Annotated in this window: 15 protein-coding genes and 1 pseudogene; 6 read left to right on the forward strand and 10 right to left on the reverse strand. The window is 59.7% G+C overall.

Annotated features, from left to right (window positions below):
* The 6 genes and pseudogenes from eno to ACR0AG_RS13065 form a co-directional block, all read right to left on the reverse strand.
* Positions 1-154, reverse strand: a pseudogene (eno, locus tag ACR0AG_RS13040) (phosphopyruvate hydratase); the annotation flags it as partial.
* Between the two features lie 135 nt (positions 155-289).
* Positions 290-1,168, reverse strand: coding sequence for a DMT family transporter (locus tag ACR0AG_RS13045; RefSeq protein ID WP_480839505.1), 879 nt, complete (start codon positions 1,166-1,168; stop codon positions 290-292).
* 134 nt (positions 1,169-1,302) lie between these two features.
* Positions 1,303-1,716: a Fur family transcriptional regulator gene (locus ACR0AG_RS13050; RefSeq protein WP_480839507.1), complete on the reverse strand. Its 414-nt coding sequence runs from the start codon at positions 1,714-1,716 to the stop codon at positions 1,303-1,305.
* Positions 1,717-1,788: 72 nt separating this feature from the next.
* Positions 1,789-2,487 (reverse strand): endonuclease/exonuclease/phosphatase family protein, encoded by a 699-nt coding sequence (locus ACR0AG_RS13055; RefSeq protein ID WP_480839509.1) that lies wholly within the window; start codon positions 2,485-2,487, stop codon positions 1,789-1,791.
* A gap of 48 nt (positions 2,488-2,535) precedes the next feature.
* A complete protein-coding gene (locus tag ACR0AG_RS13060; RefSeq protein WP_480839511.1) occupies positions 2,536-2,898 on the reverse strand; it encodes a cupin domain-containing protein in 363 nt (120 codons plus the stop codon).
* A 144-nt stretch (positions 2,899-3,042) separates the two neighbouring features.
* Complete coding sequence (locus tag ACR0AG_RS13065) at positions 3,043-4,461, reverse strand: protein adenylyltransferase SelO (protein WP_480839513.1); 1,419 nt, start codon at positions 4,459-4,461, stop codon at positions 3,043-3,045.
* 87 nt (positions 4,462-4,548) lie between these two features.
* On the opposite strand from ACR0AG_RS13065, the gene ACR0AG_RS13070 reads away from it, so the two are divergent.
* Together ACR0AG_RS13070 and ACR0AG_RS13075 are read left to right on the forward strand one after the other, a co-directional pair.
* Complete coding sequence (locus ACR0AG_RS13070) at positions 4,549-4,968, forward strand: cupin domain-containing protein (RefSeq protein ID WP_480839515.1); 420 nt, start codon at positions 4,549-4,551, stop codon at positions 4,966-4,968.
* Positions 4,969-4,972: 4 nt separating this feature from the next.
* Complete coding sequence (locus ACR0AG_RS13075; protein WP_480839518.1) at positions 4,973-5,863, forward strand: fatty acid desaturase; 891 nt, start codon at positions 4,973-4,975, stop codon at positions 5,861-5,863.
* Here ACR0AG_RS13075 and ACR0AG_RS13080 read toward each other — a convergent pair.
* The gene (locus ACR0AG_RS13080; protein ID WP_480839859.1) at positions 5,829-6,920 is read right to left on the reverse strand and encodes an anhydro-N-acetylmuramic acid kinase; all 1,092 of its coding nucleotides are present in this window, start codon (positions 6,918-6,920) and stop codon (positions 5,829-5,831) included. The genes ACR0AG_RS13075 and ACR0AG_RS13080 overlap by 35 nt on opposite strands.
* A 328-nt stretch (positions 6,921-7,248) precedes the next feature.
* Here ACR0AG_RS13080 and tyrS point away from each other — a divergent pair, with 328 nt between their 5' ends.
* Positions 7,249-8,496 carry a tyrosine--tRNA ligase gene (tyrS, locus tag ACR0AG_RS13085; RefSeq protein ID WP_480839520.1) on the forward strand — a complete coding sequence of 416 codons (1,248 nt, stop codon included), beginning with the start codon at positions 7,249-7,251 and terminating at the stop codon, positions 8,494-8,496.
* Positions 8,497-8,589: 93 nt separating this feature from the next.
* Here the strand turns inward: tyrS and ACR0AG_RS13090 are convergent, their stop codons facing one another.
* On the reverse strand, positions 8,590-9,558 hold the full coding sequence (locus tag ACR0AG_RS13090; protein WP_480839522.1) for a hypothetical protein: 969 nt from the start codon (positions 9,556-9,558) through the stop codon (positions 8,590-8,592).
* A gap of 209 nt (positions 9,559-9,767) precedes the next feature.
* Here ACR0AG_RS13090 and ACR0AG_RS13095 point away from each other — a divergent pair, with 209 nt between their 5' ends.
* Together ACR0AG_RS13095 and ACR0AG_RS13100 are read left to right on the forward strand one after the other, a co-directional pair.
* Positions 9,768-10,523: a 3-hydroxyacyl-CoA dehydrogenase gene (locus ACR0AG_RS13095; RefSeq protein ID WP_480839524.1), complete on the forward strand. Its 756-nt coding sequence runs from the start codon at positions 9,768-9,770 to the stop codon at positions 10,521-10,523.
* Positions 10,524-10,532: 9 nt separating this feature from the next.
* Positions 10,533-11,075, forward strand: coding sequence for a sugar O-acetyltransferase (locus ACR0AG_RS13100; protein ID WP_480839526.1), 543 nt, complete (start codon positions 10,533-10,535; stop codon positions 11,073-11,075).
* Between the two features lie 6 nt (positions 11,076-11,081).
* Here the strand turns inward: ACR0AG_RS13100 and ACR0AG_RS13105 are convergent, their stop codons facing one another.
* Positions 11,082-11,423 (reverse strand): winged helix-turn-helix transcriptional regulator, encoded by a 342-nt coding sequence (locus ACR0AG_RS13105; protein WP_480839528.1) that lies wholly within the window; start codon positions 11,421-11,423, stop codon positions 11,082-11,084.
* 111 nt (positions 11,424-11,534) lie between these two features.
* On the opposite strand from ACR0AG_RS13105, the gene ACR0AG_RS13110 reads away from it, so the two are divergent.
* On the forward strand, positions 11,535-11,822 hold the full coding sequence (locus ACR0AG_RS13110; protein WP_480839530.1) for a putative quinol monooxygenase: 288 nt from the start codon (positions 11,535-11,537) through the stop codon (positions 11,820-11,822).
* Between the two features lie 73 nt (positions 11,823-11,895).
* On the opposite strand, the gene ACR0AG_RS13115 is transcribed toward ACR0AG_RS13110, so the two are convergent.
* Complete coding sequence (locus ACR0AG_RS13115; RefSeq protein WP_480839532.1) at positions 11,896-13,704, reverse strand: ABC-F family ATP-binding cassette domain-containing protein; 1,809 nt, start codon at positions 13,702-13,704, stop codon at positions 11,896-11,898.
* Positions 13,705-13,761 lie beyond the last annotated feature (57 nt).

Below are 13,761 nucleotides of genomic sequence, written 5' to 3' on the forward strand. Positions count from 1 at the left end.
GCTTTTCCACCGCCTCATAGGCCCCGGTCGACGCCCCAGACGGCACCGCCGCCCGACCCATCGTCCCGTCTTCGAGGATCACATCAACCTCAACCGTCGGATTGCCCCGACTGTCCAATATCTCGCGCGCGTGTATGTCTATGATCGTGCTCATCTGCGGGTCCTTAAGGCTACACATTGTTGCCCGCCTCTTATCAGCAACCCGTTCGATGTGCACCAGTCGCGCTATCGCTAACGCGGCTCTTTTTTGAATTTTAGGGCTAACGGTTTGTTGTTTGCGCCAACAGTCTCAGGCCGGAACCAATGCTCTGGCCAACCGCCGTTCGCGGACAAAGGTATAAAGACCTGACCCGATGATCAAACCCGCCCCTGTCAGCGTCATCGCATCCGGGCGTTCGTTGAACATCAGCATGCCCGCGATCATCGAAAACACCAGGCGCGTATAGCGGAAAGGCATCATGGCCGAGGCCTCGCCCACGCGCATCGCCGCGACGATGCCGTAGTAGCCCAACATGCTGAAGATCACCGCCGCCACATACGGCAGGGTCTGAGCCGATTGCACGGGCGCAAATGTTTGCCCGGTCGTGATCATCAGCGCTGTTCCCGCCAGTATCGACGCGATGTAGGCCTGCATCGCAACAACGGTCGAGGCCACCCGCACGTCCAGCTTGCGGGTAATCAGATCGCGCGCGGCTATCAAAAAGACCGTCGCGAGAACCAAAAGCGTTTCCGGCTGGAATCCATCCAATCCGGGGCGAATGATCATCAGAACACCAAGAAATCCGACGCCAATCGCGCTCCACCGTCGCCAGCCCACTTTTTCGCCCAGAAACAGCGCCGCACCCATGGTCACCGCCAAAGGCAGCGCCTGGAATACGGCTGCGACCGTCGAAAGATCGATCAACGACAGAGCCGTTACGAAAAGAACCGCTCCCAGACCTTCGGACGCGGCGCGCGCCATCGGCAATAGCTGCCATGCGGCCGGATCAAAGATCCGTTTGCGCGTCGCAACGGACAGCAGGGCGAAGCTCGTGCCGCAAAAGACACCCAACGCAATCAGAATTTGCCCGGTCGGAACAGAGGCCGACAGGTGTTTGATAAACATATCCTCGATTGCAAAAGCTGCCATCGATCCGACCAGCAGCAGGATGCCGTTAACGTTATTCATGCGCGTTTCCGTAGGGACAGGCGGCCAAAGACAGCCACCAGGTCAGCAGAACCGCAACTTTCGCGACGTCGCAAGCGTTATTGCGACATGTTTGATGAATAAGCGTGTGCCGAACTATTGCGGTTGGTGATGGATCAATCCTTTTCCAGCGGAACACCGTAGAGTTCCAGCCGATGGCCTTTCAGCTTGTAGCCCAGCTTGGCCGCGATCTTTTCCTGTAGCGCCTCGATCTCGGGGTCGACAAATTCGATCACCGCACCCGATTGCATGTCGATCAGGTGATCATGGTGATCGCGTTCGGCGTCTTCATAGCGCGCGCGCCCGTCCCCGAATTCCAGCCGTTCCAGGATACCGGCCTCTTCAAACAGTTTGACCGTGCGATAGACAGTGGCGATCGAAATGCCCGAATCTTCGGCCGAGGCGCGGGCATAGAGCTCTTCCACATCCGGGTGATCTTCGCTTTGCTCAAGCACGCGGGCAATGGTGCGCCGCTGACCTGTCATGCGCAGGCCCTTGGCCTCGCACCGGGCGATGATCGTGTCCGACATGGTTACCCCCAGTCTTGTTCGGGCTTCTGTCATAATACGTCGGCGCGCCGCGCGCCACAGGCGATTTCGCCTTCAGGCGCTGCGTTGCAAATCAGCCCAGACCGGCAGGTGGTCCGAGGCGATATGCGCGGGGCGCACATCATGCACCCCATGGGCCGCGGCGCGCAGCCCCTCGCCCAGCGCAATCCGATCCAGCGCGCCCAGGGGCTGGGCCGCTGGAAAACTGGGCACCGGGGGCAGGAACCGCATGTCAGGCGCTAGATGATCCAGGACGGGCTGGCGCGACCATTCATTGAAATCACCGGCCCAGACCGTTGGCATCCTGGTCAGATCAGATTCACTGCGCCGGATATGTGTGATCTGTCGACGGCGCGAGGCTGAAAGCAGGCCCAGATGCATACCCATCACACGCAAGGGACCAATGGGCGTCTCAAACTCGACCCGCACCGCACCGCGAGGCTCCAGCCCTGGCAGTTCGTGGTGTCCGGTCTGGCGAACCGAGATATGATCGCCTTTCCAGATGACGGCGTTTCCATGCCAGCCCAAACTGCCGGCCCCGCCCAGATCGACGATCTGCCAGCCGGCCTCGTCGAGCATGAAGTGCGGCAGCGCCGCGGGTCGTGGAGGCAAACGTTTGTCAGCCTCTTGCAACACAACGATGTCGGCCTGCATGCCCTCGATCACCTGCAGAATGCGCTGCGGTTGTCTGCGAAAATCCAGACCGATGCATTTTTGAATGTTGTAGCTGGCAATGCGAAGGGTCTGTGTCATGAAACGGTTTTGTTCGGCATTTGATGATCCCTGGCAACCCGGCCCTGCTCAAAACTGCGTAACCATCAGATGGACCGGCTCACTACCTTCTGCGGATGAGGCATGTCCCGTTCCCGTCACGTCTTCTGCCCAGAACAAATCCCCTGCAGTGAAATCACGCACCTCACCCGACCCGGCCTGAACGCGAAACGTGCCCGACAGCACCGTCGCAAGCTGTTTCTCGGGCGAGCGATGCTGAACCCCCGCCCATCCCGCAGGCAAAGTCAGAAAGACGAAACGTGCGGCGTCAAATTCGTCCGAGACATGGAACGGTTTGGCAGGCGGCGCAAACGATTTGAGTTCTAGGTCAACCTCCTGGTCTTCAAAATATGAAACGCCCTCGGCATCTTCCAACAATATGGAGTAGCGCATGACATTCTCCTCAAAATCACTCGGACCAGTTCGCCGTGCCAGTCATTATGCAATATTCTTCGGGGTTGGTAAGTCATCAACGAAAAGAGCGTTTCAACGGTTTGAAGCCGTCTGGCGCGCCGGGGCTTCATGTCTGTTGCCTGTTTACGTCCCGCAAAACGTGGCGTGGACCACCTCGTTCTGGGCCGGCGGGTACGTGAGGTCTGTTGCGCCCAGCTGGTCTTCATACGGCCGTGCCAACACATTGTTCAGGCGATGGAACGGGTCATAGTCGCCTTGCACGGCTGCCTGAATCATCTGTTCGATTCGGTGATTCCTGGGGATGAAGGCCGGGTTTGAGGCGGTCATGATCTGTTTCGGCGCGTCCTCATGCGTCAACCTGCTCTGCCAGTCCTGAGCCCAGGCGTCAAAAGCCTCGGGGTTGGTGAACTGATCGCGCGCCTTGTCGCCGCCCAGCGCCCGGAAGGTGTTGTTAAAATCCGCCTGGTTCTCGGCCATCAGGGTCAGCAGCTTTGTAATAAGTTCCTGATCTCCGTCGCAGGCAGTTGTCAGGCCGATTTTGGCGCGGAATTTCGCCAGCCAAGCAGCCTGGATCAGGTCGGGCATGGCATGAACGATCTCGGTCGCCTCTTCGACTGCGGCCTCTTTGTCTTCGAACTGCTGGATCAGGGCCGTGGCCAGTTGCGCGATGTTCCACACGGCGATTTCGGGCTGATTGGAATAGGCATAGCGCCCCATCCGGTCGATCGAGCTGAAGACGGTGTTCGGATGATAGCTGTCCATGAAGGCGCATGGGCCATAGTCAATCGTCTCACCGGCGATCGAGCAATTGTCGGTGTTCATCACACCGTGAATGAACCCTACTCCCATCCATGCCGCAATCAGACGCGCCTGCGCATCCCGTACCGCGCTGAGCAATCCCATCGGGCCTTTGGCGTCAGGATAGTGTCGGGCGATGGCATAGTCGGTCAGTTGCCGCAGGTTATCCATCTGCCCCCGCGCGGCAAACACCTGAAAACTGCCGACACGCAAATGGCTTTGCGCCACACGTGTCAGCACTGCGCCGGGCATTGGCCCTTCGCGCAGCACGATCTCGCCAGTCTCGACCGCGGCCAGGGCCCGGGTTGTGGGGATGCCCAGCGCGTGCATCGCCTCGGACACTATGTATTCGCGCAAAACGGGCCCCAACCAGGCTCGCCCGTCGCCTTGCCGCGAAAACGGCGTGCGCCCCGAGCCCTTAAGCTGAATGTCACGGCGCAAGCCATCGGTGCCGATCACCTCTCCCAACAGCACGGCACGTCCGTCGCCCAGCTGCGGGTTGTAAGTGCCGAACTGATGGCCGGAATAAAGCTGCGCCAACGGCTCGGCCCCGTCGGGCATGGCATTGCCGGCAAAGACCTGCGCCATATCCTGCACCTCGGCAGGAGAGATACCCAGCACCCCTGCCAGGTCGTCGTTGAATGCCACCAGTTTCGGCGCGCGCACGGGTTCGGGGGCCTGCCTCGCGTAAAACGTGTTGGGCAGCCGGGCAAAGCTGTTGTCAAAAGGGATCGTCAGGGTCATGCGGCAAACATATGCCCCTTGTGTGCGATTACCATAGCCCTGCTGCCCGACACGTGCATAATCGCCCAAAATCCGATGAGGCCCACAATGACCGCGCAAGAGATCATTGATCACCTGAACCTGCAAAAACACCCCGAGGGCGGCTGGTACCACGAAACCTTCAGGGCTGAGTCGCAAGGCCGGTCCACTGGCACCTGTATCTACTTTCTGCTCAGCGCAGGTGAAGTCAGCCATTGGCACCGCGTGGATGCTGCCGAAATCTGGCTTTACCACGCAGGCGCGCCGTTGGTTCTGTCTATGAGTGAGACCGATGCAGGTCCGGCCACCGACCACGTTCTCGGCCCAGACCTGTCCATCGGCGCTCTGCAATTGGTCGTGCCAAAGGACCATTGGCAGTCCGCTAGAACGACCGGAGACTACACGCTAGTCAGTTGCGCCGTCACCCCGGGGTTCGAGTTCGAAGGCTTCGAACTGGCCGCGCCCGGGTTTGACATCCCGCGGGCCTAGCCTCATGGATCACCGCGCCCTTATCGCATCGATACCGCCCGAGGCGAAAGACAGCCTGCAGCGTCGTTCGGATGCGGCAGGGTTGCGTCACCTGGTGCTCTATACGTGCGTGCTTGCGGTGCTCGGCACCGGTATCGCCCTGCGCGTGCCGCTTTGGCCGCTGCTTATCCTGCCGCAGGGAATTGCGCTGGTGTTTCTGTTTACGCTTAGCCACGAATGCACCCACAAGACACCGTTCCGCACCGGATGGGTCAACGAAGTTGTCGGGCATCTGGTTGCCGTTGCGATCGCCCTGCCCTTTGTTTGGTTTCGATACTTTCACCTGGCCCATCACAAATGGACAAACCATCCGGAAAAAGACCCCGAACTGGGCGGAAAGCCTCGGCCAAACGACTGGCGCAGCCTGACCCTCTACCTCAGCGGTTGGCCTTACTGGAAAGGGATGGCACAAGTCTTGTGGCAAAACGCATTCGCAGAGATCGACGCGCCCTATCTTCCCGAACGCCAGCATAAGGCTATGCGCTTTGAGGCGCGTGTTTTGCTCGCGATCTACGCGCTGGCTCTGATCAGCCTTTTGTTTTCATCCACGTTGTTCTGGCTCTGGTTCCTGCCTCTGGTGGTTGGTCAGCCCTTTCTGCGTCTATACCTGCTGGCCGAACACGGGCTCTGCCCGCCGGTCGCCAACATGCTGGAAAACTCGCGCACCACGTTCACAAACAGCATCGTCCGCTTTCTAGCCTGGAACATGCCGTACCATGCCGAACACCATGCGTTTCCAAATGTCCCATTTCATCAACTGCCTGCCTTGCACGGCTGGACCCAAGCCCACCTGAAGTCCACGTCCGACGGGTATTCCGAGTTTACGGCAGACTATGCGCGCGCATTGGGGCGCTGACGACGCCGCCGCCAATCAGAGCACTCACACCCGTTGTGCCGGGGCATGAGGTCGGCATGCCGCGCGCCACCCGCACAGCGAGATAGGCAAAGGCCTGCGCCTCGAGCATATCGCCGTTCAGGCCAACGGCCTCGACCGGCTCAACCGGGCAATCCAGCGAGACGCGCAGCATCTCCATCAAAACCGGATTGTGACGCCCGCCGCCAGTGACCAAAACCCGCGACGGGGCTTTGGGGCAATGCTCCATCCCTTTGGCGACACCGGCCGCGCACATCGCAGTGAGGGTGGCAACTGCATCTGCATCGCTTAATTCCTGCACCAGACCGATCATTTCTGCGAAATCGTTTCGATCCAGAGACTTCGGAGGCATCCGCACAAAATAGGGCTCGGCCAGAAACAGCTCAAGCGCGCCTGTTTCAACCGTCCCGTCCCGCGCAATGGCACCATCGCGGTCCATCGGCAGGCCAAGCCGCGCTTGCATCAGATCATCCACTGGCGCATTGGCGGGACCGGTGTCAAAAGCCAGCAGCGCGCCGGGCTCTTCCGGCCCTGCAAAGCTCGGGTCAACGTAGGTCAGGTTGCCCACACCGCCCAGGTTCAGGAAACACACCGGCGCAGTCTCGCCAATCCATTTGGCGCAGGCAAAGTGAAAGAACGGGGCCAGCGGCGCACCTTCGCCCCCCATCGCCACATCATCGCTGCGGAAATCCCAGACCACCGGCAGGCCAAGCGCTTGTGACAGGCCCAGCCCATCGCCCACCTGCAGTGTTCCCCGCCCTTTGGGCTCGTGCGCCAGGGTCTGGCCATGGCAGCCGATCAGGTCAACCTCTTCGAACTCGGACAGAACCTCGGCATGGGATCTTGTCACCACTTCGGACGCAAGCTCTACATCGGGGCCGTTCCACTGCCCCAAGGCGGCTTTCAACACGGCACGCTCTTGTCCGGAATACGCACGATAGAGGCTGGGTCCAAAACCGTAGATCTCACGTCCGTCCGTCTCGACGACCGCCGCATCCACACCATCCAGCGAGGTGCCCGACATTGTTCCCAAGGCCATAACCGGCCCTTTGCCCTTGATGGTCGCGTTCACTGCCCCCTCCTGAACTGGGAAAATGCGCTGTGGATCGATTGGCTCAACCCTACGGTGATTTGCCGACACGTTGCCCACCAACGCACGGCAAAGGCAAGGGCGTTGCGCCAGAGGCCCGACTTTTTCAAAACCCGTCGCAGGATCAGCACGCATCCTGCTTTGGCCCCTGAAACGCCCACCATGGGTCGCGATGCGCGCGGCTGCACCACCATGGATTTTCTTGGATTTGATGCCTTTTCCTTGGTTCTGACGCCGCCTATACAGTGCCCCGCAACATAAACCCAAAGGGCACGCTATGACCTACCACCCCAAATCAGATTTCATCGCCACGATGATCGAGCGCGGCTTTCTTGCCGACTGCACCGATTATCAAGGCCTTGACGACGCGCTGATCAATGGGTGCAAGCCGGCCTATATCGGCTTTGATGCAACGGCCAAGTCGTTGCATGTGGGTAGCCTGATCCAGATCATGATGCTCCGCTGGTTCCAGAAAACCGGCCACCAGCCAATCACCCTGATGGGCGGCGGGACCACCAAAGTGGGCGATCCGTCGTTTCGCGCGGATGAACGCCCCCTGCTGGGCCCCGAGCAGATCGATGAGAACATCGCGGGCATCAAAAAGGTGTTCTCGGCTTACATCGACTACGATTCAGACGCCGAGAACAAGGCCCTGATGCTGAACAATGCCGAGTGGCTGGACGATCTGAATTACCTCGATTTCCTGCGCGACATCGGGCGGCATTTCTCGGTCAACCGGATGCTGTCGTTCGAGTCGGTCAAATCCCGGCTGGACCGCGAACAATCGCTGAGCTTCCTCGAATTCAACTACATGATCCTGCAGGCCTATGATTTCCTTGAGCTGAACCGCCGCTATGGCTGCGTTCTGCAGATGGGTGGCAGCGACCAGTGGGGCAATATCGTCAACGGTATCGACCTGACCCGCCGTGTGCTGGATCACGAGATCTACGGCCTGACCTCACCCCTGCTGACCACCAGCGACGGCAAGAAGATGGGCAAATCGCAGGACGGTGCCGTTTGGCTGAATGCCGAGATGCGCTCGCCCTACGAATTCTGGCAGTTCTGGCGCAACACCACCGATGCGGATGTGGGCCGGTTCCTGAAGCTCTACACCGAATTGCCGGTGGATGAGTGTGACCGGCTAGGCGCGCTGCAAGGGTCCGAGATCAACGAGGCCAAGATCCGTCTGGCTAATGAGATCACAACCCTGCTGCACGGGGCCGAAGCCGCAGCAAATGCCGAGGCGACGGCGCGCGAAGTGTTCGAAAAGGGTGGCGTTGGCGATGACCTTCCGACCCTGACCCTGTCGGATGCGGACCTTCCGGTGTCGATCGTTCAACTGATCGTCAAATCGGGTCTGGCGAAATCCGGGAAAGAGGCCAAGCGTCTGATCGCCGAAAACGGTGCCAAACTGGACGATGCGCCGTTGACGGATGCGGGCCTGATGATCGATGCCGGGGCGCTGTCCTCACCCATCAAGCTGAGCGCGGGCAAAAAACGTCACGCTTTGGTGCAGATGGGGTAACACCTTTGATCGGCTAAAAGAAAAACGGCCACCGGATGCGGTGGCCGTTTGAGTTGGTGCCTACAAAGCCGTCAGTGAACTTCAGGCGAAAGGTTACTTTTTGCCTTTTTCGCCACCTTTTCCACCTTTGTCGCCGCCCTTGCCTTTGCCGCCTTTGTCGCCGCCTTTGCCTTTGCCGCCTTTGCTGCCGCCACCTTCGTCGTTATTGGCGTTATTGCCTTTGCCTGGGCTGCTGCCTTCAGGACCGTTTCCGCTCCCGTTGTTGCCCTTGGATCCGCCTTTTCCACCCTTGTCGCCGCCTTTGCCGCCACCTTTACCGGGTTTGCCGTCTCCGCCTTTGCCAGGCTTGCCGTCACCGCCTTTGCCGGGCTTGCCGCCACCCTTGCCGGGTTTACCGTCGCCACCTTTGCCGGGCTTGCCGTCGCCGCCCTTGCCAGGTTTACCGCCGCCGTTGCCGGGTTTACCGGGGCCGTCATCGCCGCCATCCCCTGGATCGGTTCCGCCGCCGTCACCTGGACCGGCTCCACCACCATCTCCCGGATCGGCTCCACCGCCGTCACCTGGATCAGTGCCACCACCATTTCCGGGGCCGGTGCCTCCACCGCCGCCTGCGCCACCGCCGGTTCCCGCTGAACCGCCGCCGCCACCAGAGCCAGAGTTGCCTCCGCCACCGCCGCCATTGCCGCCGCCGGTGTTTTCAGCAAAGCCACCAAACGAGCCGCCATCGCCCGATACGTCCGAGCTTCGGTTCTCACCGGACAAACCGGACCCCGACAGGCTGGCCGTCGGCAAGTCTGTCAGCACGTCTGTCAGCCCGGGGCATTGCGCCGCTGTGTTTTGCAATATGGCATCGAAATTTGAATGGTTCTTCAACCGGTTGACAAAGCCACGCGTCACATGCGTGCATTCGCACATCGTCGCGTAGTCGCCAGAGTTGGCCGCGTTCCGTGCCGTTTTCCAATCGCAAACCTCAGGCGCTGCAGCTGCGCTGCTGGCCATCAGAACGCCGATGAAAGGTGCAATGGCAAATGCACCCAGCTTGTGTTTCGTACTCTTTAACATGTCGGTACCTCCTGACTAAGAAACACCCGACCTTGTCAGGCTATTCGTTCACGAAATGGCGACGATGCGTGAAGTGTGAATGAACAGTTTCTGATGATTTGTTAATGTCGCTTTAGGCCGGTGGGATAATCAGACTGACCATTTCTCTGGACAGGCCACCGCAGAACCCATTATTGAACATGTGTTCATAAAACTGGGAGACATCCGCCATGCATCTGTCGAACACAGCCGCCATCGTCACCGGAGGCGCCTCGGGCCTGGGCGAAGCAACAGCGCGGTATTTTGCAGAACACGGCGCGCAGGTCACCATCCTTGACCGCGACGACAGCCGCGGGCCCAAAGTCGCGGGCGAAATCAACGGCCATTTTGTACGAACCGATGTCACCGATGAAAGCTCGGTCGCAGATGCGGTGGCCTTCGGCATGGAAAAAATGGGCAAAATCACAGCCACGGTGAACTGCGCGGGAATTGCCTATGGGATCAAAACGGTCGGCAGGGACGGCCCGCACCCGTTGGACGCGTTTCAGCGCACAATCGACATCAATCTGGTGGGTACGTTCAACGTCTCTCGGCTAACCGCTGTCGAAATGTCCCGGAACGACCCCGACCCTGACGGCGCGCGGGGTGTGATCATCAACACCGCCTCTATCGCTGCCTTCGACGGGCAAAAGGGACAAGCGGCCTATGCCGCATCGAAAGGCGGGGTTGCGGGCATGACTTTGCCGATGGCGCGCGATCTGGCCTCGACCGGCATCCGCGTCATGGCCATCGCGCCCGGTATCTTCATGACTCCGATGCTGGCCGGCCTGCCAGAAGAGGTGCAGGCCCAATTGGCCGCCGATGTCCCAAACCCTGCCCGTTTGGGCGACCCGCGCGAATTCGGGCGGCTGGCAGGGTTCATCGTCGAAATGGGCTATCTGAACGGAGAGGTCATCCGCATCGACGGTGCGCTTCGGATGCGATAGATCTGGTCCATGACCGAACGCGAGAAAATGATTGCCGGCGCGTGGTATTGCTGCCTCGACCCCGAGCTTGATGCCCTGCGCGCAGCGGCTCGGCGTGCGGTTCACGCGCATAACACCTGCCACCCCGACAAACGCGGCAACTTAGATCCCGCATTGCGTGCTCTGCTGGGTGATCCTGGCGACGATTGTTTCTTCGAGGCGCCGTTTCACTGCGCCTATGGTATTCATATCCACCTGGGCAAACGGGTCTATTTCAACGCTGGCTGCACCATTCTGGACACGGCACGGGTGCAGATCGGCGATGACACGATGTTCGGACCTCAGGCACAGATTTACTGTGCGCAGCACGCCAAAGACCCGGCAGAGCGCGCCCGTGGGCTGGAAATCGCGTTGCCCGTGACAATCGGGAACAACGTCTGGGTCGGCGGTAGCGCGCTAATTCTGCCCGGAGTGACAATCTGCGACAACGCCATCATCGGTGCAGGCGCGGTGGTCACAAAGGACGTCGCCGCCGGTGAAACCGTTGTTGGCAACCCTGCGCATCCTCTCTGACAGGGCTCAGGACAGAACCCGATTCTGACCCCAATCGGCAAGCGCCTCGATCACCGGACGCAACGCCTGCCCCTTTGGTGTCAGGCTGTATTCCACTTTGGGCGGTATCTCTGCATACACTTCGCGATGTACGATCCCATCGGCCTCCAACTCGCGCAATTGTTTGGTCAGGCTGCGCTGTGTCACAGTTCCCAACGCCCGTGACAATGCATTGAACCGCATTGTCCCGCCGAGCAAGTGATAGATCACCAGGCCTTTCCACTTGCCCGAGATCTGCTCCAACCCGGCCTCGACCGGGCAACCGCCGCTGCAATCATATCTTTCGAACCGATCCATCCCAGACCTCATGTTTTACAGTATACAAACGGTGCCTACCTGCAAAAATAGTGCGTACTTGTGCGATTGGCCTGTGTGTCACATATCTCAAACCATCGCAACAATTCACCCCAAGGACACACCATGGCCCTGACCATTCTCGCCCAAATCACCGCGCACCCCGGCAAAGAAGACCTTGTACGCGCCGAACTGGAAAAGCTGATCGACACCACACGCCGCGAAGAGGGTTGCATTCAATACGACCTGCATGTCGACACCACCAATCCCGGCTTTTTTGTCTTTTATGAAACCTGGGAATCGCGCGCGCTGTGGCAGACACACATGAATGCACCGCACCTTGCGGCCTATATGGCGGCGACCGAATGCAGCGTTGCCGACTTTACCCTGAATGAGATGGCACGGATCGGATAGACACCCGTCAAATACCCGGGGCCCTACGGCCCTGGGGCATCGAGTGTTTTGGGAAATCAGGTTAAGCTTGCCCTTAGCTCGCCTCGGCTTTTTCTTCGAGCGTCAGCCATTCTTCCTCAGCCGCGGCCAGCTTTTCCTGACGCTCAACCAACGCATCAGTCGCCTTCTGGAATTTCACCGGCTCACGCGTGAACAATTCCGGGTCGGACATCAGTTCTTCAAGCTTGGCAATCTCGGCTTCCAAACGCTCGATCTCTGCTGGCAGTTTCTCCAACCGGTGTTTTTCCGAGAATGACAAACCCACTTTTGGCCTTGAATCCTGCTTCACCTTCGGCTTTGAGGACTTTGTTTTTGCTTCTGTTTTTGCGACAAGATCACCCCGCTGAGCAATATAGTCGGTCCAGCCACCGGCATAGACCGTCGCGCGGCCATTGCCCTCCATCGCGATTGTGGTCGTGGCGACGCGATCCAGAAAATCCCGGTCGTGGCTGACCAGCAAAACCGTGCCATCAAAATCGTCCAACAACTCCTGCAACAAATCCAGGGTTTCGACATCCAGATCGTTTGTCGGTTCGTCCAACACCAACAAGTTCGACGATTTGGCCATCAGCTTGGCCAGCAACAGCCGCGCTTTCTCTCCCCCCGACAAGGATTTGACAGCCGCCCGTGCCTGCTGATCGTCGAACAAAAATTCTTTGAGATATCCCACAACATGTTTGGGCTGTCCGCGCACCATCACCTGGTCCGCCTTGCCCGACACGCGCATCTCGGGATCGCCGGTCAGGCTGTCCCACAGCGTCATCTCGGGATCCAACTGCGCTCGCGCCTGATCGAAAACCGCGACCTCCAGATTGGTCCCAAGGCTTACAACCCCTTCATCCGGGGCCTCCTGCCCCAAAAGCATCTTCAGAAGCGTCGTTTTGCCCACGCCGTTTGGCCCCACAAAGGCCACCCGGTCGCCGCGCTGAACCAATAGGTCAAAGTTCCGCACAATTTGCGTGTCGCCGAAGTATTTGACCAATCCCTTGGCCTCGATCACCTTGCGGCCGGATTTGGGACCAGCCTCAAGCGACATGGCCGCCGCCCCCTGCCGCTTGATCTGCGCGGCTTTCTCGGCCCGCAGGGCCTGCAAGGCGCGGACCCGACCCTGGTTGCGCTTGCGCCGCGCGCTGATGCCTTCCACAGCCCATTTGGCCTCAGACTTGATCAGGCGGTTCAGCTTATGGCGCTGCTGATCCTCTTCATCCCAAATTTTGTCACGCCATGCTTCGAACGCGTCAAAGCCCTGCTCCTGCCGTCGTACCGCGCCACGATCGATCCACAAGGTCGCTCTGGTCAGGGCCCGCAGGAACGCGCGGTCATGCGAGATCAGCACAAAAGCGGCGCGCGTCGCGCCCAGTTCCCGCTCCAACCAGGCGATGGCCTCGATATCCAGATGGTTGGTCGGCTCGTCCAGCAACATCAAATCGGGCGCTTCGGCCATCAACTTGGCCAAGTCCGCACGCCGCCGTTCCCCGCCCGAGGCGGTCTCAACCGCGCGCGAGGGATCAAATTTCAACCCTTCACCCGCGCGCTCAACTTTATAGAACTCTCCCGGCTCCAACCCGCTGGAGGCATAATCACCCAGCGTCGCGAACCCCTCCATCCCCGGGTCCTGCTCCATATACCCAACGGATTTTCCCGGCGGCACGACAATGTCGCCCTGATCAGCCTCGACCAGACCCGCCATCACCTTCATCAAAGTGGATTTACCCGACCCGTTCCGCCCCACTAGGGCCACACGGTCGCCGGGCTGGACCACCAGATCAAGGTCCGAAAACACCGGATCACCCCCGAAAGTCAGGGAAATGCCGGACATCTGCAACAAAGGAATTCTCGCCATGCCCGCCAGCTAAACCGGCAGGGCTGGCGCGTCAACGTCCGCATCTTCTTCTCGTTG

It is taken from the genome of Ruegeria sp. H6, from assembly GCF_056532975.1.

What these genes read in the sequence shown, in the direction of transcription:
- ACR0AG_RS13060 (WP_480839511.1), bottom strand. Translation starts at nt 2,898, where the DNA reads ATGCGCTACTCCATATTGTTGGAAGATGCCGAGGGCGTTTCATATTTT.
- ACR0AG_RS13095 (WP_480839524.1), top strand. Translation starts at nt 9,768, where the DNA reads ATGCATCTGTCGAACACAGCCGCCATCGTCACCGGAGGCGCCTCGGGC.
- ACR0AG_RS13045 (WP_480839505.1), bottom strand. Translation starts at nt 1,168, where the DNA reads ATGAATAACGTTAACGGCATCCTGCTGCTGGTCGGATCGATGGCAGCT.
- ACR0AG_RS13080 (WP_480839859.1), bottom strand. Translation starts at nt 6,920, where the DNA reads ATGGCCTTGGGAACAATGTCGGGCACCTCGCTGGATGGTGTGGATGCG.
- tyrS (WP_480839520.1), top strand. Translation starts at nt 7,249, where the DNA reads ATGACCTACCACCCCAAATCAGATTTCATCGCCACGATGATCGAGCGC.
- ACR0AG_RS13105 (WP_480839528.1), bottom strand. Translation starts at nt 11,423, where the DNA reads ATGAGGTCTGGGATGGATCGGTTCGAAAGATATGATTGCAGCGGCGGT.
- ACR0AG_RS13065 (WP_480839513.1), bottom strand. Translation starts at nt 4,461, where the DNA reads ATGACCCTGACGATCCCTTTTGACAACAGCTTTGCCCGGCTGCCCAAC.
- ACR0AG_RS13090 (WP_480839522.1), bottom strand. Translation starts at nt 9,558, where the DNA reads ATGTTAAAGAGTACGAAACACAAGCTGGGTGCATTTGCCATTGCACCT.
- ACR0AG_RS13070 (WP_480839515.1), top strand. Translation starts at nt 4,549, where the DNA reads ATGACCGCGCAAGAGATCATTGATCACCTGAACCTGCAAAAACACCCC.
- ACR0AG_RS13115 (WP_480839532.1), bottom strand. Translation starts at nt 13,704, where the DNA reads ATGGCGAGAATTCCTTTGTTGCAGATGTCCGGCATTTCCCTGACTTTC.
- ACR0AG_RS13055 (WP_480839509.1), bottom strand. Translation starts at nt 2,487, where the DNA reads ATGACACAGACCCTTCGCATTGCCAGCTACAACATTCAAAAATGCATC.
- ACR0AG_RS13100 (WP_480839526.1), top strand. Translation starts at nt 10,533, where the DNA reads ATGACCGAACGCGAGAAAATGATTGCCGGCGCGTGGTATTGCTGCCTC.
- ACR0AG_RS13110 (WP_480839530.1), top strand. Translation starts at nt 11,535, where the DNA reads ATGGCCCTGACCATTCTCGCCCAAATCACCGCGCACCCCGGCAAAGAA.
- ACR0AG_RS13075 (WP_480839518.1), top strand. Translation starts at nt 4,973, where the DNA reads ATGGATCACCGCGCCCTTATCGCATCGATACCGCCCGAGGCGAAAGAC.
- ACR0AG_RS13050 (WP_480839507.1), bottom strand. Translation starts at nt 1,716, where the DNA reads ATGTCGGACACGATCATCGCCCGGTGCGAGGCCAAGGGCCTGCGCATG.